The sequence below is a fragment of the Nonomuraea sp. B5E05 genome (assembly GCF_039880665.1).
Lineage (GTDB): Bacteria > Actinomycetota > Actinomycetes > Streptosporangiales > Streptosporangiaceae > Nonomuraea.
Genome location: NZ_JBDPMJ010000005.1, coordinates 120,509 through 138,536, shown reverse-complemented (window position 1 = coordinate 138,536; position 18,028 = coordinate 120,509). Strand labels below are relative to the sequence as shown.

At 71.9% G+C, this 18,028-nt stretch carries 15 protein-coding genes; 7 read left to right on the top strand and 8 right to left on the bottom strand.

What is annotated here, in order from left to right:
* Positions 1–38: 38 nt before the first annotated feature.
* The 3 genes from ABGB01_RS11665 to ABGB01_RS11655 all read left to right on the top strand — a co-directional run bounded on the left by ABGB01_RS11665 (position 39) and on the right by ABGB01_RS11655 (position 4,519).
* A complete protein-coding gene (locus ABGB01_RS11665; protein WP_347773146.1) occupies positions 39–740 on the top strand; it encodes an SRPBCC family protein in 702 nt (233 codons plus the stop codon).
* An 87-nt stretch (positions 741–827) separates the two neighbouring features.
* Positions 828–3,458: a CDP-glycerol glycerophosphotransferase family protein gene (locus tag ABGB01_RS11660; protein WP_347773144.1), complete on the top strand. Its 2,631-nt coding sequence runs from the start codon at positions 828–830 to the stop codon at positions 3,456–3,458.
* Positions 3,455–4,519 (top strand): glycosyltransferase, encoded by a 1,065-nt coding sequence (locus ABGB01_RS11655; RefSeq protein WP_347773142.1) that lies wholly within the window; start codon positions 3,455–3,457, stop codon positions 4,517–4,519. The genes ABGB01_RS11660 and ABGB01_RS11655 overlap by 4 nt, the downstream gene beginning before the upstream one ends.
* 5 nt (positions 4,520–4,524) lie before the next feature.
* Here ABGB01_RS11655 and ABGB01_RS11650 read toward each other — a convergent pair whose 3' ends face one another.
* The 3 genes from ABGB01_RS11650 to ABGB01_RS11640 all read right to left on the bottom strand — a co-directional run bounded on the left by ABGB01_RS11650 (position 4,525) and on the right by ABGB01_RS11640 (position 7,923).
* Positions 4,525–5,502 (bottom strand): sulfotransferase, encoded by a 978-nt coding sequence (locus ABGB01_RS11650; protein ID WP_347773140.1) that lies wholly within the window; start codon positions 5,500–5,502, stop codon positions 4,525–4,527.
* Positions 5,503–5,586: 84 nt separating this feature from the next.
* Positions 5,587–6,432: a CDP-alcohol phosphatidyltransferase family protein gene (locus ABGB01_RS11645; protein WP_347773139.1), complete on the bottom strand. Its 846-nt coding sequence runs from the start codon at positions 6,430–6,432 to the stop codon at positions 5,587–5,589.
* A gap of 48 nt (positions 6,433–6,480) precedes the next feature.
* Positions 6,481–7,923, bottom strand: coding sequence for a glycosyltransferase family 2 protein (locus tag ABGB01_RS11640; RefSeq protein WP_347773137.1), 1,443 nt, complete (start codon positions 7,921–7,923; stop codon positions 6,481–6,483).
* Between the two features lie 159 nt (positions 7,924–8,082).
* On the opposite strand from ABGB01_RS11640, the gene ABGB01_RS11635 reads away from it, so the two are divergent.
* Together ABGB01_RS11635 and pseI are read left to right on the top strand one after the other, a co-directional pair.
* Positions 8,083–8,574, top strand: a complete 492-nt coding sequence (locus ABGB01_RS11635; protein WP_347773135.1) for a GNAT family N-acetyltransferase — start codon at positions 8,083–8,085, stop codon at positions 8,572–8,574.
* Positions 8,571–9,614: a pseudaminic acid synthase gene (gene pseI, locus ABGB01_RS11630; protein ID WP_347773133.1), complete on the top strand. Its 1,044-nt coding sequence runs from the start codon at positions 8,571–8,573 to the stop codon at positions 9,612–9,614. The genes ABGB01_RS11635 and pseI overlap by 4 nt, the downstream gene beginning before the upstream one ends.
* Here pseI and ABGB01_RS11625 read toward each other — a convergent pair.
* Both ABGB01_RS11625 and ABGB01_RS11620 read right to left on the bottom strand, forming a co-directional pair.
* The gene (locus ABGB01_RS11625; RefSeq protein WP_347773131.1) at positions 9,611–10,582 is read right to left on the bottom strand and encodes a hypothetical protein; all 972 of its coding nucleotides are present in this window, start codon (positions 10,580–10,582) and stop codon (positions 9,611–9,613) included. The genes pseI and ABGB01_RS11625 overlap by 4 nt on opposite strands.
* Positions 10,579–11,307, bottom strand: coding sequence for an NTP transferase domain-containing protein (locus tag ABGB01_RS11620; RefSeq protein ID WP_347773129.1), 729 nt, complete (start codon positions 11,305–11,307; stop codon positions 10,579–10,581). The genes ABGB01_RS11625 and ABGB01_RS11620 overlap by 4 nt, the downstream gene beginning before the upstream one ends.
* Before the next feature lie 102 nt (positions 11,308–11,409).
* Between ABGB01_RS11620 and pseB the strand changes: the two genes are divergently transcribed.
* Both pseB and ABGB01_RS11610 read left to right on the top strand, forming a co-directional pair.
* Complete coding sequence (gene pseB / locus ABGB01_RS11615; RefSeq protein WP_347773127.1) at positions 11,410–12,387, top strand: UDP-N-acetylglucosamine 4,6-dehydratase (inverting); 978 nt, start codon at positions 11,410–11,412, stop codon at positions 12,385–12,387.
* A complete protein-coding gene (locus tag ABGB01_RS11610) occupies positions 12,387–13,511 on the top strand; it encodes an aminotransferase class V-fold PLP-dependent enzyme (protein WP_347773125.1) in 1,125 nt (374 codons plus the stop codon). The genes pseB and ABGB01_RS11610 overlap by 1 nt, the downstream gene beginning before the upstream one ends.
* Here ABGB01_RS11610 and ABGB01_RS11605 read toward each other — a convergent pair whose 3' ends face one another.
* The 3 genes from ABGB01_RS11605 to ABGB01_RS11595 are packed head-to-tail and all read right to left on the bottom strand — an operon-like array spanning position 13,512 to position 17,895.
* Positions 13,512–15,398, bottom strand: coding sequence for a glycosyltransferase family 2 protein (locus ABGB01_RS11605; protein WP_347773123.1), 1,887 nt, complete (start codon positions 15,396–15,398; stop codon positions 13,512–13,514).
* A 20-nt stretch (positions 15,399–15,418) separates the two neighbouring features.
* Complete coding sequence (locus tag ABGB01_RS11600) at positions 15,419–17,035, bottom strand: hypothetical protein (RefSeq protein ID WP_347773121.1); 1,617 nt, start codon at positions 17,033–17,035, stop codon at positions 15,419–15,421.
* Complete coding sequence (locus ABGB01_RS11595) at positions 17,032–17,895, bottom strand: hypothetical protein (RefSeq protein WP_347773119.1); 864 nt, start codon at positions 17,893–17,895, stop codon at positions 17,032–17,034. The genes ABGB01_RS11600 and ABGB01_RS11595 overlap by 4 nt, the downstream gene beginning before the upstream one ends.
* Positions 17,896–18,028 lie beyond the last annotated feature (133 nt).

The following is an 18,028-nucleotide window of genomic DNA, read 5'->3' as shown; positions in this document are numbered from 1 at the left end:
CCGGCGTAGTGTCGCAACCACCGGAGAGGAGCGAATCGATGGCGATGCGGTTCGAACACGAGTTCACGGTTCCTGTTCCGGTCGAGCAGGCCTGGGCGGTGCTGCTCGACGTCGAGCGGGTCGCTCCGTGCCTGCCGGGGGCGAGCCTGGACGTCTTCGAGGGCGACGAGTTCACCGGCAGGATGAAGGTCAAGGTCGGCCCGATCACGGTGACGTACAAGGGCTCGGCCGCGTTCGAGGAAGTGGACAAAGACTCCCACACGCTGACGCTCAAGGCGTCGGGCAAGGAGGCGAGGGGGTCGGGCACGGCCTCCGCCACGGTCAAGGCGCGGATGACGCCGCGCGAGGGGGCCACGGCGGTGGCCGTGGAGACGACGTTCAACGTGACCGGCCGGCCGGCCCAGTTCGGGCGCGGCGTGATGGCCGAGGTCGGCGCCAAGCTCATCGACAGGTTCGCCGAGAACCTGGCCGCGCTGCTGTCGGAGTCGACCGTCGAGCCCGCCCCTCCGCAGGAGGAGGACCGGCCTCTCGCGGCGGTGCCCGAGCCCGGCGAGCCCGAGGAGCTCCGGCAGGAGGTGCGGCCCGTGGGCACGTTGCGCACGTCGCGCACGGCCGACGAGGAGGCGCTCGACCTGCTGGAGATCGCCGGGCAACCGCTGCTCAAGCGGCTGGCGCCCATCGCGGGTGCGGTCGCGGCGCTGCTGGTCATCGTCTGGGTGATTCGTCGGCTTATGCGCTGATTTTTGGGCAAATATTCGATCAAGTCCTGACGCTTCCCCTCCGGCAGGGGCAGCCATCCCCGCAGAGGACTACTGGGGGGACTCGGCATGCCGGACTGCACCGTCGTCGTCATCACGTACAACGACGCGGCCCGCCTGCCCAGGGCCGTACGCTCCGTGCTCGGGCAGTCGCTGCGCGACCTGGAGGTGATCATCTCCGATGACGCCAGCACGGACGGCACACCGGAGGTGGCGGCCCGCCTCGTGGCCGCCGACCCCCGGGTCCGCTACCTGCGCAGGCGGCACAACAGCGGCGGGTGCGGGGCCCCGCGCAACGACGGCATGGACGCGGCGACCACGCCGTACGTCATGTTCCTCGACAGCGACGACGAGCTGCCCCGGCACGCGTGCAAGAGCCTGCTCACCGAGATCGAGCGCACGGGCGCCGACTTCGTGTCGGGGCAGATCTCGCGTCTGTACGAGCGGACCGGACGCCTGCAGCCGTACTATCCGTGGTTGTTCGCCCGGCGGCGGGTGGTCGAGGGCATCCGCGAGGAGCCCGCGCTGTTCCTCGACAGCTTCACCACCAACAAGCTCTACGACCTGAGCCGGCTGCGCGCCGCCCGGCTGCGTTTCCCCGAGGACGTCCACTACGAGGACCACGTCTTCGCCGCCGGGTTGTACGCGCTGTCACGCAGGTTCGCCGTCGTGCCGTGGACGGTCTACCACTGGCACAGGGCGCCGACGAACGAGTCGATCTCGCTGAGCATCGACGACCTGGACAACGTGCGCCAGCGGGTCACCGCCGCCCGGATGAGCGACGACGCCCTGCGCCGGCACGGGGCCGGCGACCTGGTGCCGCACCGCCAGCGGCGCTTCCTCCGCCAGGACCTGCGCGTCTACCTCAACCCGCTGCCCTCCCGCGACCTGGTGTGGACCAAGGAGTTCGCCTCCATCGTGCGGCCGTACCTGGAGGAGATCCCCGGGGACGCGCTGGACGAGATGGCGCCCCTCGACCGGGTCTGCTGCCGGCTCATCCTGGACGACCGGATCGAAGACCTGCGGATCGCGGCGGGCTCGCTCACCGGGCCGAGAGCCGCCCCCAGGTCCGCCGTGCAGCACGACGGGCGGACGTACTGGGGCACCACGGTCTCGCCCGGCATGGACATCACCCGGCTGCGGCTGGCGGAGCTGCCCTACGCGGCGTCCAGGCTGCGGCACGAGGCGACGGCCCTGTCCACCGACGGCGAGCGCGTACGGATGACCGTGCGCAGCTACGACCCGTTCGGCAAGCTGCCGCTGGAGTGGAAGGCGTTCCTGCAGCTCGGCGGGAAGCGTGTCCCCATCACGCCGCGGCCGTCCGGCGACGGCGGGTACGTCAGCGAGGTCGTCTTCACGCCCACCGGCAAGTGCGATCCGCGCATCGGCTTCACCAGGACCTCCGACGGGCACACCACGACCGACCGGATCATCGTCGACCCGCGCACCGAGCCCATCGAGCTGCCCGGCCGCACGGTGAAGGCGGAGGGCCGCGCCGCGTACCTGTGCGTGCGTCCCGTGGCCGGGCCGCGGCCCGTGTGGCAGCGGGTCAAGCGGCGCCTGCTCAAGCGGTACAGCACGCCGCGGAACAAGCTGCGAGCGTACAAGGTGCTGATCCGCGTGTTGCCGAGGCGCGGGGACCTCGCGCTGTTCGAGTCGGACGTCGGGAAGGGCTACAGCGGCAGCCCCAGAGCCGTCCACGAGGAGCTGCGGCGGCGCGGGCTGCCGATCGAGGTGGTCTGGTCGGAGGCGAAGGGGCGCGGCGGGTTTCCCCAAGGCGTGCGGCGGGTGCGCAGGGGCAGCTGGCGTTACGTCTGGACGATGGCGCGTGCGGGGATCTGGGTGGACAGCCACGGGTTCCCGCTCGACTACCCGAAGCCGCGCGGCACCCGCTACCTGCAGACCTGGCACGGGCAGGGGATCAAGTCGATCGGCTTCGACGCGCCCGACCTGCGCGGTGACTTCGACCGGCCGCGGGCACGGTGGCGGGCCGCGGTCGCCCGGTGGGACGCGCTGGTGTCGCCGAGCGCGGAGTTCTCGCGGGTGTTCCTGCCGTCCAACGGCTACACGGGCAAGGTCTACCGCTGCGGGACCCCCCGCTGCGACGCCCTCGTACGCGGGGAGGGCGCGCGCGATGTGCGGGAGCGGCTGGAGATCCCGCCCGGCAGGAAGATCCTGCTGTACGCGCCCACCTACCGGGACCGGGCCAAGGGCAGCGGCCGGTCGGTGCGCGCCGACCTGGAGCTCATGGCCGACGAGCTGGCCGGCGAGTGGGTCGTCGTCCTGCGCACCCATCCGGTCGAGCGGTATCGGGTGCCCGAGCACCTGCTGCACTTCGTCCGCACCGCCGGGTCCTACCCGGAGATCAACGACCTGATGCCCGCCTCGGACGCCCTGCTGACGGACTACTCCTCGGTGATGTGCGACTACGCGCTCACGGGCAAGCCGATGCTGTTCTTCATCGACGACTGGGACGACTACCGGCTCTCGGAGCGCGGTGTCTACCACGACCTCCTGGCCATCGCGCCGGGCCCCTGCGTGACGACCACCGAGGACCTGGTGGCCGCGCTCAGGGACCTGCCCGCCCGGCACGCGGCCTGCGCCGAGCGGTACGCCGCCTTCCGCGAGCTCTGGTGCGCCGACGAGCACGGCGACGCCGCCGCCAGGATCGTGGCCGACTTCTTCGAGGGCGCCCATTGAGCGTCGTCTTCGCCTGCCTCGACGCCGACTCCCTCGGCGGCGTCCAGCAGGTGACGCACACCCTCGCGCAGGGGCTGGCCGGCCGGGGCCACGAGGTGCACGTGATCGGCCTGCACCGCCCCGCCGCCCCCTTCCGGTACGTGGACCGGCCGCTCTACCACCACCACGTGATCAGCCGCCGCCCCATGGACACGACCGGACGCCTGGCCCGCAGGCGGGTCGACAGGAAGCTGAAGGAACTGCTCGAAACGATCCGTCCGGGGTACGCGGTGATGACCTCGCCCTCGGCGGTGGCCAGGATGGCAGGGCTGCTGCCACCGGCGTTCCGGCCCATCGGGCAGTATCACGGCTCCTACGACCACGCCCGCGACTGCTGGCATATGGCCTCGATCAGGAGGCACTACCCCCGGCTCGACCAGGCGGTGTTCCTCAGCGAGGACGACGCGTGGCGGTTCTCGGAGCACGCGCTGCTGCCCAACACGTGGAGCCTGCCGAACCCCCTGGCGACCTGGCCGGAGGAGACGTCCGCGCTCGACTCGCCGCGGGTGCTCGGCGTGGGCAGGCTGGAGGGGGTCAAACGGTTCGACCGGCTGATCACCGCGTTCGCCCGGTCGGGCGCGCCGCCGCCGTGGGAGCTGCACCTGATCGGCGACGGCGGCGAGCTGGCGCGGCTGCGCGAGCACGCGGCCGGGGAGGGCGTCGGTGACCGGGTGGTCTTCCGGGGACGGGTGCCCGCCGCGCGCATGCCCGGCGAATATCTCGCGGCCTCGGTTCTCGGCCTGACCAGCGAGCACGAGGGCCTGCCCGTCGTGCTGCTGGAGTCGGCGGCGCACGGGGTGCCCGCGGTGGCGTTCGACGTGTCGGGGGGCGTGCGCTCGGCCGGGCCGGTGGCGGTGCCGCCCGGCGACGTCACCGCCTTCGCCTTCGCGCTGGGCCGGCTCGTCCGTTCCGCGGAGGAGCGGCGCCGCTCGGGCGCCGCCGCCCGCGCACGGGCCGAGGCCTTCCGCCTCGACCTCGTGCTGGACCGCTGGGAGTCGATGTTCGCCCACATCGACCGATGAGGCGGCTACACCGCCGGTTCGGCCAGTTCCGGGCGCTGGTGCGGCACGCCCGCGAGCGCGCACTGGCCCGAGGTGAGCAACGCGGCCACCGGGCTCGGCTCGCGCAGCCGGTTCAGCCGGTCGCGCATGGCCTTGCGCATGCGGCTGGCCTTACGCTTCTGCATCGTCTTCTGGCAGGCGACCACGTGCTCCTTGGTGGGCTTGGGCGCGCCGGTGAGCTCGTACCCCATGGACTCCAGGCGGTCGCCGAGCATGTGCTCGCACAGCGAGATCTCCCAGTCCTCCAGCCGGTTCGCCCAGCTGCCCACGCGGGTGCGCAGAACGTCGCCGTGCGTGTTGCTGTGCCAGACCTTGTGCTGCGGCACCGCCACCTGGGCCGCCTCGCGCGGGGAGACCATCGACGGGGCGAAGTCCTCCTCCAGGAAGTGGCAGAGCTTCTTCAGCTCGGTCGCCGGGTCGTCCGTGAGGTCCTCGTAGCGCAGCTCGTAGTACGTGTCCTCGGGCAGGGTCCGGCGCAGCCGGCCGCCCGCGTCGATGGCCTCGGCCCAGGTGGACACGGCGTGGAAGGAGTCCAGGTTGTACCAGGGCATCTCCTTCAGCGAGGACACGCAGTCGCGGCCGTCCCTGATGAGGTGGATGAACTGGGCGTCGGGGAAGAGCCGCAGCAGCATGTCGACCTGCTTGACGTAGCTCGGTCGCTTGTCGCCCCAGCGGGGCTTGTCGAAGCGGTCGGCGTACATGCGGAAGGCCGTGCCGATCACCGAGCCGAGCGAGCCAGGGCCCTCCACGCACTGCCGGACGAAATCGTCCTTGTCGATCTTGAGCTCGCGGAACTTCGTGCTGCGTTCGGTCGCGATCCACTGGGCGAAGGCGCGACGGCGCTGGGTGACCCGCAGGTCGCCCCAGGTGCGCCGGCGGTGGTAGGCGGGAACGAGGAAGCGCGTCTCCGGAGGCACCGCCATACGCGGGTGCGAGTGGAGCATGAGCTGGAGCATCGTGGTGCCAGACCGCGGGCATCCGATGACGAAGACTGGCCGGTCGGACATTGCGTAGTAACCCCCGAAAACTTAGACGAGAACGTGCTCTCGGCTCTCCTGAGAGGAGGCCGCGCCGTGCCTGCGCGTGAAGAGCCACAGCCGGTAGACGAGGAAGACCTCGTTGGCCAGCAGCAGGACCCCCGACATCGCGGCGAGCGGGATCAGCGCCCATGCCCCCGCAAGAGGCGCGACCACGAACACCGCCGCATGGAACTCGATGCCGCTGATCAGGTGCGAGCGCACCCGGTGGCGGGCCAGGAACCTGTTGAGCCGTCGCGGAAAGCTGCGCCGCCGGGGCCCCCGCCCCAACGCCACCCGATCCTGCGGCTCCTGCGACTCCTGGTCGAAAGGATCCTGATCGAAGGGCTCATGCTCGTCGCCGGGCTCCTGCCGCCCCTCCCTGACCGCCTCGCGCACCCGCTTCATCTGCGGCGCGTTGACGTACCTGAACAGGTCGAGCACGGCCACCGCCGCGCCCAGGACGATGAAGTGCACCTCGCCCGTCAGCGCGTACTGCCCGTACGCCAGCCCTCCGGCGCACAGGACCACCCGGACGCGGTCACCCACGTAGTCGAGCCAGAGCCCGAAGGGCGTGCCGGTGCCCTTGAGCCGGGCGACCTTGCCGTCCACGCAGTCGATCATGAAGCTCACATAGAACGCGAGCGCGCCCGCCGCGAGCTGGTTCATCGCGAAGCAGGCGGCCGACACCGCGCCGAGGACCAGGGAGAACACGGTGAGCGCGTTGGGCGTCAGCTGGGTACGGTTGGCCACGACCAGCGCGACCCGGCAGGCGGCCGGGTCCACGAAATACACGGTCCACCAGGAATCTCTCCGCTTGCGTGTCTCGTGGACGTCATCGAGCGAATAGGTCCTCATGGACTCCAGCATGGCCACGCAACGCGCCGGATCGATTACTCTCTGGAACTACTGGGTGGTTTCCATGCCCGTTCTTGACCGTCCCGGCACGGAAAACCGCCACGTGGGTCCGGTGTCGCCGTCCCTGCACCAGCCGGTCATGACCAGGCCGCGCAGTTCGGCGCGCACCTCGAGTTTCCAGTTCTTCCCGCCGCCGCCCAGCCGGCGGGGGTCGATGGCGGCGACCACGCCGTGGCGGCCCGAGCGCCGCACCTCCAGGGGCACGCGGCGGCGTCCGTCGGAGAGCCACATGCTGACCCTGGCCGGCTTCCTGTCGACGCGGTGGAACGACACGTGCCCCCGCAGCCGGTACTCCGTGCCGGTCCACTCGCACGCGTCGACCCTGGCGACCAGTTTGAGCTCGTCCCGGGCGTCGAAGACCTCGTCGGGGATCCGGAGCCGGCGGTTGCGGAAGAAGGGGTAGTCGCCGTACCAGTTGGTGACGCGCAGGCCGCGCGGCACGATGCGAGTGCCGCCCTCGCGGGCCCGCCGGAACGCGCGCACCTTGCGCAGCTCCGCCACCAGCCCGCGCTTGACCAGGTGCAACTCCAGGCGGCGCAGCGAGGGCGCGGTGGCCAGCGCCCGCACGCTCAGCTCGGCCAGCCACGCGTGGGCCAGCTCCACCACCGGGCCGCACTCGTCGCAGTTCTCCAGCGCCTGGAAGAGGAACAGGATGTCCTTCTCCAGCACCAGCGCGTCGAAGCCGTCGAGCAGGTCGGGCGCACGCTCCTCGAGGAAGGCGCGGACCGCGCGGATGGCCGCGAGGCGCTCGTACAGGTTGTCCGGCTCGGTCCTGCGTTGCGTGATCGACGTGGCCCCCGTCTCGCGCCTGCGCCAGTGGTAGACCACGTCGCCCACCATGTCCACGCTGGTGGCCAGGACGTGCGCCTGCATGGCGACGGGCACGTCCTCGTAGATGCCGACGGGGAACGCCAGGCCGCAGCGCTCCCAGAAGGCGCGCCGGTAGACCTTGTTCCACACCGTGCGGTCCCTGACGAGCACCTGCTTGTCGGTGATGTGGGTGCACAGCTGCGGCCGCCTGAACACCTTCTCGTGCAGCGTCGACTCCTCCAGCCGGCCGTCCACGAGCCGTCCCACCGCGCCGCACGCGAGGTCTGACCCGGTCTCGGCCAGGCTGCCGACGAGCAGCTCGTACGCGTGCGGCGGCACGACGTCGTCACTGTCGGCGAAGGCCAGATAGGTGCCGCGGGCGTGCCGGATGCCCTCGTTCCGCGCGGGCCCCGGGCCCTGGTTTCGCTGGGTGACGATGACGAAACGCTCGTCACGGGCGGCGAAGTCCTCGGCCACGCGCCGGCTGCCGTCCTCGGAGCCGTCGTCGACCAGGATCACTTCGAAGTCTTCCAGTGTCTGGGCGGCCAGCGACTTCAGGCACTCGGTGATGTACGCCTCCACGTCGTGGAACGGGACGACGACGCTGAGCAGGGGGATCATGACGATTGCTCCTTGCTTCCTGGACCCGGCTCGAAAGGACAGGTCGAGGGCAGCATGCCGTGGCCGCCGGGCCGGATCCGCATCCCTGATCAGCTCTTTACCTGACGCGCGATCGGCTACGTTGTGCAGTTGAGTCCGCGCTGAGAGTTAGGGGCAGCGATGCTGAGGAGCGTCCGTGACGATGATCTGCCCGTCATGCGCCGATGGCGCAACCACCCGCGGGTGCGCGCGGCCAGCTTCGCCACGCACGAGATCACGCCGGCCGAGCACCTGCGGTGGTGGCAGGCGACCAGTGCCGACCCGGGCAGGTGCGTGCTGATCTACGACCACCACGGGGTCTCCGCCGGGGTGGTGACCTACGCCGACCTGGCGTCCGGCGCCGCCTCCTGGGGCTTCTACCTCGACCTCGAGGGGCTCGAAGGGTCGGGCGACCTGCTGCGGGCGTGGATCGGGCTGGAGAAGGCGGCCATCACGCACGCCTTCGGGCCGCTCGGGCAGGCGGCGCTCCGCGGCGAGGTGCTGGCCGACAACGCGCCGGTCAGGCTGCTGCACCAGCGGTTCGGCTTCGCCGAGGTGGGCTCCTACCAGCGCGACGTCGACGGTGTTCCGCGCGACGTCGTGGCCATCGAGCTCAGGAAGGGGCAGGCATGATCTCCATCGCGGGGCGGCCGATCGGGGCGGCGCATCCGCCCTACGTCGTCGCCGAGATGTCCGGCAACCACAACGGGAGCCTGGCGCAGGCGCTGGCCATCGTGGACGCGGTGGCGGCCAGTGGCGCGCACGCGCTGAAGCTGCAGACCTACCGGGCCGACACGCTGACCGTCGACTGCGACGGGCCCGCGTTCCGGATCGGCGACGGGCACGAGCTGTGGGGCGGCGAGCACCTCTACCAGCTCTACGAGCGTGCCCACACGCCGTGGGAGTGGCACGAGCCGATCTTCGAGCGGGCCCGCGAGCACGGGCTCACCGCCTTCTCCTCCCCCTTCGACCCGTCGGCCGTCGAGCTGCTGGAGAAGCTGGGCACACCGGCGTACAAGATCGCTTCGTCGGAGATCGTGGACCTGCCGCTGATCAGGCTCGCGGCGAGCACGGGCAAGCCACTGATCATCTCGACGGGCATGGCGTCCGCCGGGGAGATCGAGGCCGCCGTGACGGCCGCCCGCGAAGCGGGCTGCGGGCAGCTGGCGGTCCTGTCGTGCACGGCGTCCTATCCGGCCTCGCCCGCCGAGAGCAACCTGCGCGCGCTGCCGCTGCTGGCCGCGCTCACCGGAGCGGTCGTCGGCGTCTCCGACCACACGCCAGGGCTGGGCGCCGCGCTGGCCGCCGTGGCGCTGGGCGCCTGCCTGATCGAGAAGCACGTCACGACGTCCAGGTCCGAGGGCGGGGTCGACGCGGCCTTCTCGCTGGAGCCGGGCGAGCTGCTGGCGCTGGTGGTGGAGAGCGAGCGGGCCTGGCAGTCGCTGGGCAGCCCGGTGATCGGGCCGCGCCCGTCCGAGCGCGAAGGGCTGCGCTTCCGCCGGTCCCTTCACGTCGTGCGCGACGTGCGCGCGGGCGAGCCGGTGACCCCTGACAACGTACGCTCGATCCGGCCGGCGGGCGGGCTGCCTCCCGAGGCCGCCGCGCAGGTGATGGGCCGGCGCTTCACCCACGACGTGGCGTTCGGCACGCCGCTGACCTGGGACCTCGTCTAGAGCAGGGCGAGCAGGGCGTCGGCGGCGCGCTCCCTGCCCTTGCCGTCGACGAGGCCGCTGCCCCGCCTGCCGTGTTCCTCGCGGGCGGCGGGGTCGGCGAGCAGCCGGGCGAGCGCGGCCACGGCCCGCGCGTCCGGCTCGCCGCCCAGCCCGGCGGCGACGCCCCGGCCGACCAGCTCGCCATAGCCGATGAGCTGGTTGTCCGCCACCCAGGTCAGCGCCGTGGGCACGCCGAGGTGGAGCAGCTCCCAGATGGCCGAGCCGGCGGCGGTGACCACGAGGTCGGCGCCGGCCATCAGCTCGGGCAGGCGGTCCGTCGGCGGGATCACGGTGATCGGGTCGCCCACGTCGAAGGACGCCGGGCTGATCACCGTGCCGCGGAACGGCTCGCCCGTCGCCAGGAGGGCCCGCGCCCACGCGGGGGCGACGCCGGCGCTGTCGGTGCCGCCGAAGAAGCAGAGCACGTGCGGCACCCGGTCACGCCGGGGCGTGCGCGCGCACCGGCGTACGCGGTCGCGCAGCAACGCGTATCGTGCTCCGGCCAGCCACCGCCCTCCCGTGCCGGACCCGTGGCGGCGCTCGGCGCCGAGGTTCTGGTCGAGATAGAGGTCGGCCTGCTGGCCCAGGGGGTCGCCGTCGGCGATGGCCAGCACCGCCAGGCCGGCCCGCCTGAGCGCCGCCCCCGTCTCCGCGGGCAGCTCGTACGAGTCCAGCACGACGGCGGCCAGCCGCGACTCGCGGGCCAGCGCCGCCAGGCGGCCGGGGGACGAAGGCGCGTCGACCAGCGGCAGCCCGCGCTGCTCCAGCTGCGCCAGCGCCCACGCCGAGCCACGCACGTGCCCGAGGAAGACCACCTCGACGCCACGGGCGCACAACTCCTCGGCCAGGGCCACGCAGCGCACCAGATGGCCGACCCCGATGCTCTCCCCGGCGTCGCAGCGGAAGCCCACCCTGTGGCGGCCGCTCACGCGTCCTGCAGCGCCTTCTGCCGCACGTGGGCGTTGAGCCCGCACACCTCGGGCCGGGCCCGCAACCAGCTCACCAGCGCTTTGACCGGCACGTGGCGGTCGCCGAACTCGCCCACCACGCGGGAGATCAGCTCCCAGTCGTCCTCGGTGTCGAGCGTGACCCGCAGGTCGTCGGCGGCGGGCCGGTAGGTCAGCCCGAGCAGCCGCGCGTCGCCGGGATGCTCGTAGACGTAGGAGGTGACGTGGGTGCGGTGGAAGGCGGCGGCCTCCCGGTCGGCCCGCTCCAGGGCGGTCCTGCCGACGATCTCCACGTCGAGCCCGCGCGGCAGCGTGCGCACCAGGCTCGTGCTCAGGTAGTCGAGGCCGGGCACGGCCCGGAAGACCAGCGCCGCCTCCCTGATCACGGCCGGGTCGAGCAGCGGGCAGTCTGCCGTGAACCGCATCACCGCGTCGGCCCGCCGCCCGGCCATCGCGTGCATGAACCGCGTCAGCACGTCGTCGACCGGCCCCCGGTGACAGCCCACGCCGAGCACGCGGCACTCGGCGGCCACGGCGTCGTCGGCCCGTTCGATCGTGGTGGCGACGACGAGATCGTCGAGGGCACCCGCCTCGCGCGCGGCGCGTACGACCCACGACAACACCGAGCGGCCGCCCAGGTCGCGCAGCACCTTTCCGGGCAGGCGCGTGGAGCCCATCCGAGCCTGAACAATTCCGACAATGCGCACCGAAGCCCCATTCCCCCGTGTGACGCTGAGTCCTCGAACGATCGCGCTATGCTACCGCCTGCTCATACGACGACAGTGCGCAAGCACGATTCAGGGGGCCACGTGAGCATTCTCAGCGGATCGTCGATCTTGATCACCGGAGGCACCGGATCCTTCGGCAAGGCGTTCATCAGGCACGCGCTCGACTCGCTCGGAGTGCGGCGCCTGGTGGTCTTCTCCCGCGACGAGCTGAAGCAGTACGAACTCAAGCAGCTCTTCGACGACGACGAGCGGCTGCGCTGGTTCATCGGCGACGTCCGCGACCGCGACCGGCTGACCCGCGCCATGCACGGCGTCGACCACGTCATCCACGCGGCGGCGCTCAAGCAGGTCGACACCGCCGAGTACAACCCGTTCGAATACGTCCGCACCAACGTCTCCGGCTCCCAGAACGTCGTCGAGGCCGCCATCGACTGCGGCGTGCGCAAGGTCGTCGCGCTCTCCACCGACAAGGCGTCCAGTCCGATCAACCTCTACGGCGCCACGAAGCTCGTCGCCGACAAGCTGTTCGTCTCGGCCAACCACTACGCCGCCGCCCACGAGACCCGCTTCTCCGTCGTGCGCTACGGCAACGTCGTCGGCAGCCGCGGCTCGGTCGTGCCGCTCTTCCTGCGGCTGGCCGAGCAGGGCGGCTCCCTGCCGATCACCGACAAGCGCATGACGAGGTTCTGGATCACGCTCGACCAGGCCGTCAGGTTCGTGGTCGACTCGTTCGACCTGATGCAGGGCGGCGAGCTGTACGTGCCGCGCATCCCCAGCATGCGTATCACCGACCTGGCCGAGGCGCTGGCCCCGCACAGCCCGGTCTACGAGATCGGCGTGCGTCCCGGCGAGAAGCTGCACGAGGAGATGATCGGGCCCGACGACGGGCGCAGGACGCTGCGGCTGGCCGACCGCTACGTGCTCCAGCCGACGATCGCGACCTGGGGCTACCGGCCGCCGCACGCCGGCGAGCTGCTCCCCGAGGGTTTCGCCTACCGCTCCGACACCAACGACCAGTGGCTCTCGGTCGACGACCTGCGCGGCATGGTGACCGGCTGATGTTGCCCTACGGACGCCAGTCGATCACCGAGTCCGACGTCGAGGCCGTCGCCGAGGTGCTGCGCGGCGACTGGCTGACGACGGGCCCCGCGGTCGGCGCGTTCGAGGCCGAGCTGGCCCGCTGGACCGGCGGCGTGCCGTGCGTGGCGGTCACGTCCGGCACCGCGGCGCTGCACGTCGCCTACGTCGCGGCGGGGGTGCGGCCGGGCGACGAGGTCGTCACCTCGCCGCTGACGTTCGTGGCCACCGCCGCCACGGCCGCGCTGCTGGGCGCGCGGGTGGTCTTCGCCGACGTGCAGCCCGACACGGGCAACCTCGATCCCGGCAGCGCCGCGGCGCTGGTCACGCCGCGCACGCGGGTGGTGACGGCGGTCGACTACGCGGGCCATCCCGCCGACTACGACGAGCTGCGCGCGGTCGCCGACGAAGCCGGGGCGCTGCTGATGGCCGACGCGGCCCACTCGATCGGGTCTGCGTACAAAGGGCGGCCGGTGGGGGCGCTGGCGGATCTGACGACGTTCTCGTTCTTCCCGACCAAAACCGTCACCACGGCGGAGGGCGGCGCGGTGGCGGCGGCCGACCCCCAGCACTTGAGGCGGGCCGCCTGGTTCATGAACCACGGCCTGGTCAGAGACCCCGCCGAGCAGCGCCACCCCGGCGAGGGCGGCTGGCACCAGGAGGTGCACGCGTTCGGGCTGAACTACCGGCTGCCCGACGTGCTCTGCGCGCTCGGCCTGAGCCAGCTGCGGCGGCTGCGCCGTTTCCGCGCGCGACGCGCGGAGCTGGTCGCCCGCTACCACCTGATGCTGAGCGACATGCCCGGCCTCGTCCTGCCGGCCCAGCGCGCCTACGTCGAGCCGGCCTGGCACCTCTATCCCGTCAGGGTTCTCGACGGCCGCCGGCGGGAGGTCTACGACCGCATGCGCGCCGCGGGCATCGGCGTGCAGGTCAACTACCTGCCGGCCTACCGGCATCCGGTGTTCGAGGACCTCGGTTACCGGCGCGGGCTCTGCCCCGTGGCCGAGGCCTACTACGCCGAGGAGCTGTCGCTGCCGTTGTTCCCCGGCCTGTCGGACCTCCAGCAGGAGCGGGTCGCGGAGACGCTGGCCGGCATCCTGTCCTGATCAGCGTTCGGCGAGCAGCAGGCCGCCGTCGTCGTCCCTGTCGACGAGGAAGCGCCGGTCGGCGACGGTCGCGACCGGCCGATCCCCCGTCCGCACCAGCGGGCGGATGGGCCTGCCCTGGTCGATGAGCACCTCCCACCACGCCTCGTCACCGACGCGCTCGTCGATGTCGGCCAGCGGCACCCGCGCGCGGAACTCCCGGCCCTCCAGCGCGACGGGGAAGTACATCTCCTCGCCGTCGCTCCTGCGTCTCAGCCGCAGCACGGGCTCGCCGTCGCCGGCGTCGGAGATCCTCCCCGCGCACACCAGCTCGCCGCCGTCCACCTGGCACGAGCCGATGACCGCCTTGGGCGTACGCAGGCGCAGGCCCCAGGCGCCCTTGGGCATGCGCACCGGCACCACCCAGACCCCCGGCAGCCGCAGCGGCTCCGGCACGAGCGGCCGTGACCAGCGCGGCCCGCCCACCCGGCCGTCGAGCCGCAGCCCGTGGCCCTTCAGCCGCGCGCGCAGGTCCCAGTGCCCGTGCCTGCCCAGCTGCGCGGGCGTCAGCGTCTCAGGGTCGAAGGCGAACCTGAACGGGAAGGTGTGCTCGGCCACCGAGGGGCCGTCGTCCCGCTCGAAGTCCTCCCAGACGGGCGCGCTGACCGCTTCCGACAGGAGCACGGTCTCGCCCGTCCGGCGTTCCTGCAACCACACGCGCAATCGCACCCGTCTCAGCCGGGCGGCGTCGAACCTGCCCAGCGACACCCGGCCCACGCCGTGCAGCACGCCGTCGCGCCACTCGAGGCTCACCAGCCGGCCCGTCAGGCGCAGCTCGCCGGAGACGTCCGACAGGCGGGCGGGCATCGACGGGTGGCGGCCGTGCCAGCGCCGGCGCAGCAGCCCCACCGGTCCGACCTTCGGCAGCAGCCGCCCGTCGCGGGCCTGGGCGAACACCTCGGCCAGCTCCTCCAGGCGGCGCCGGTGCAGCAGGTGCACCTGGAGGCGCTGCTCGAACGGGATGCTCTGCCACGCTTCCCGCGACACGCCGTCGAGGTAGCGGCAGGCCAGGTCGAGCAGGCCGGGGTCGGCCGACGGGCCCATGGCGGCCATCGCCTCGACGGCGACCGCCATGTCGATGTCCATCGTGTCGCTGTCGAAGCCGGGCTTCAGCCCCGGCGCGGCACGGCCGAGCAGATCGGCGGTCTGCACCACCGACAGCAGGCGGTCGCGCAGGTTGCCGGGCTCCAGGCTGCGCTGGGTGATCGAGGCGCCGGGCTCGTCGCGCTGCCGCCAGTGGTAGACGACCCTGGACAACACGTCCACCGAACGGGCACCGACGTGGGCGGCCATGGCGACGGGCTGGTCCTCGTACATGCGCTCGGGGAAGCTCAGGCCCAGGTCGTCCCAGAAGGAGCGGCGGTAGACCTTGTTCCACAACATGCGGTCACGGATCAGCAGCGGGTGACGGGTGATGTGGGTGCCTTTGACCGGCCTGGCGAACGCCTGCCGGTGCGCCCACGAGGGCACGAGCAGGTTGCGGTGCAGGCGCATGACGTTTCCGCAGGCCAGGTCGGAGCCGGTGCTTTCGAGCGAGGCCACCATCCGGCCGAACGCGTCGGGCGGCACGGTGTCGTCGCCGTCGACGAAGGCCAGGTAGCGGCCGCTCGCCTGCCGTACGCCGACGTTGCGGGCCCGGCCGACACCGTGGTTGTCCTGCCTGATGAGGCGGATCCGGCGGTCGCCGGCCTGCCTGGACGCCACGACGGCGGGGCCGCCGTCGTCGCTGCCGTCGTCGACGCAGACCACCTCGAGGTCGGCCAGGGTCTGCGCGGCGATGGAGTCCAGGCAGGGTCCGATGTACTTCTCGACGTTATAGAACGGCACGATCACCGACAGAACCGGCACATGCACTCCTCATCGTTACGTCAACCGGACAACAGGCGGATGACTCGGCGGGCGACCTTGCGAGGGCGGGCCAGGCGGCGGGAGAGACGGTATCCGAGGGTTCTTCTGTAGGCGGTGGCCTTGCGCTGCGTCCTGCGCAGGCGGGACTTCGACCTGACCAGCTCGCGTTCGCGGTACGTCAGCTTGGTCTCCAGGCGTGTGATCCTGGCCAGGGCGGCGGTGAGCTGGTCGGCCAGGCGGTCGCGGGCGCCGAGCAGGTCACGGTAGGTGGGAGCCTGCTCGGTCGGCTCGGCGAGCTGGCCGAGCTCGGCGTCGAACTTCCTGGCCCGGTCGAGGTCGCCCCGGTCGCAGGGCCGCCCGGCCATGCCGCACAGGGTCAGCGCGAGCTGGTCCGCCTCCAGCGGCCACGGCCAGGGATGGTGGTGCCCGGCCGCCAGCAGCCTGACCGCGAACCGCCACAGGATCCGGCAGAGCACGACGCGCGGCTCGGGAGGCATGGACGGCGCCGCCGCTGGGCTGATCGCGGCGAAGCGCGTGCCGTCGTGGACGAGGCTGTCGGTCGCGGCCACGACGGCGCCGCCGCCCTCCAGCCACTCGGCGAGGCGGGCGAGCAGGTCGCGTACGGCTTTGACGTCCTCGCGGGCGCAGGCCTCGACGAGGATCTCCTCGACGACCCGGCCGGTGGGGATCCGGCGCTCGTCGCCGTCGGGCAGCCGCCGGGTGGCCGTGCCGGTGAACTCGTACAGGGCCGAGCCCTCCTCGATCAGGCCCAGCGGCAGGTCGCCCTCGACGCCGGGGGCGACCGGCGGGCGGGTGGCGACGGCGACCCAGAGCGGCGCCAGCTCCTCGCCCAGGCGGTGGCGGAACACCACGCGGGTCAGCCGCAACGGGTCGGCCACCAGCATCCGGTCACCGCCGCGCGCGCTGAGCGGGAACGTGAGCGCGTCGGGCAGGTCGCCGGCCAGCGCCTCACTGGCCAGCAGCGCGCGCGGCGCCTGGCGTCCGGGGTAGGCCGCGTAGCGGCGCTGCACGACCAGACCCGCGGACTCCAGGCCGCGGTCGACGGCCAGCGGCCCGCTCGGGTAGCCCGGGTCGAAACCGTGCGGCGCCCACTGGTCGTCGCCGCCCTCCCGGTCAGCGGGCCTGGCCTCGATGAACCGGTCGATGCCCAGGTCGTTGCGTACGCCGAGAACCAGCCGCCCGCCGGGCGCGACCAGCGCCGCGAGCGCGGCCACCGACTCCGTCCACCCGGCCGCCGGCGCCTCGGCGGAGTGGGTGCGCGCCAGCCCGTCGATCGCGAGAACCAGGTCGTACGGCTCGTCGGCGTCCAGCATCTCCAGCCGGCCGCAGAACACCTCCAGCCCCGGGTGCCGCGAGCCGAGCGCGCACGCGTCGGGGTAGGAGCGCACCAGCGCCGCCGCCTCGGAAGCCAGCGCGACGACCTCGTCCACCAGCGCCTGTGGATGCGGCCCGACCAGCAGCACCCTGCCGCTCGCCGGGGTCATCCGCCTGACCAGCTCGAGTGCCGCGCCGCGCCAGTCCGTGATGCCGCCCATGTTGGACAGGTCGGACCACAGCAGCATCTCCCCGCCGATCAGCCGGACGTTCTCGGGCGCCTCGCTCATGCGCGTGTTCATGACCCCGCTCCGTGCCCGGTCGCCGGGGATCCGCAGCGCACCCGCTTCCATCCGAACATTCGCCGTAGCTCCTCCGGTGTCGCCTGATAGTCGAAACCCAGCTCCTGCCTCGCCGTCTCCGCCGCCAGCCCGGGGTCGACGGTCGTGCCGTGCAGCTCGGGCCAGAGCCTCATGCGGCGCGCCGCGCCGCCGTATTCCGGCCGTTCGTCCTCGAACTGCATCGGATCGCCGTACACGGCCACCTCGCAGCCCACCGACGCGCCGTAGAACAGCGCGCTGCCGAGCCTGTTGGAGGCCACCCTGCGGTGGCGCCGCAACTGGCGCAGCTGCTTGCGCAGGAAGTCACGCCCCTTCGTATCCCAGCGGGATCCGCGCTCGCCATGGCAGATGACCCGGAAACCTCTCGACTCGTACGCCCGCCGAATGTACGGATTTGCGAACTCCAGCCAGTAAAGGCAGACCGTGACCGGGTCAGTCTCGACATCTCGTATTTCGTCGGCAAGTCGACCGTGGTCACCACTGACGGAGTGCTTCTCCCATCCATGAAAGGGATACCAGATCGTGCCTTCACGATCGGGAACCACGCCCAGGTCCGGCTCGAGGTGAAGGAGGTAAATCCACGGCGCGCCGATCAGGTAGTGCCCCCTGCGGCCCATGGACCAGCCACGGCGGCGCAGCACGTCCGACCAGACGAAACGGGGATAACCGGGGCTGCACCAGTGGTCGTTCGGGGGAAATCCATGGAGATAGTTCCATCCGTGCTGGAGAAAACCCTGGATGCGCTTCGGCAACTCGTCCGGCAGGCCGCAATATTTGCCAAGAATGCGGGAGTGCCCGTACCAGTGATTGGATTCGTCCATCATTTCCCCCGTACGGTTGGCGTGTCCCAGCCGACATTCCCAGCCCTCCGCACGGCCCACGCGTGGTTATACGCTTCCATTACCCACCACGGGGCCTTGGTTTCTCCTCACCTGTCGATCGCGGATACACTGG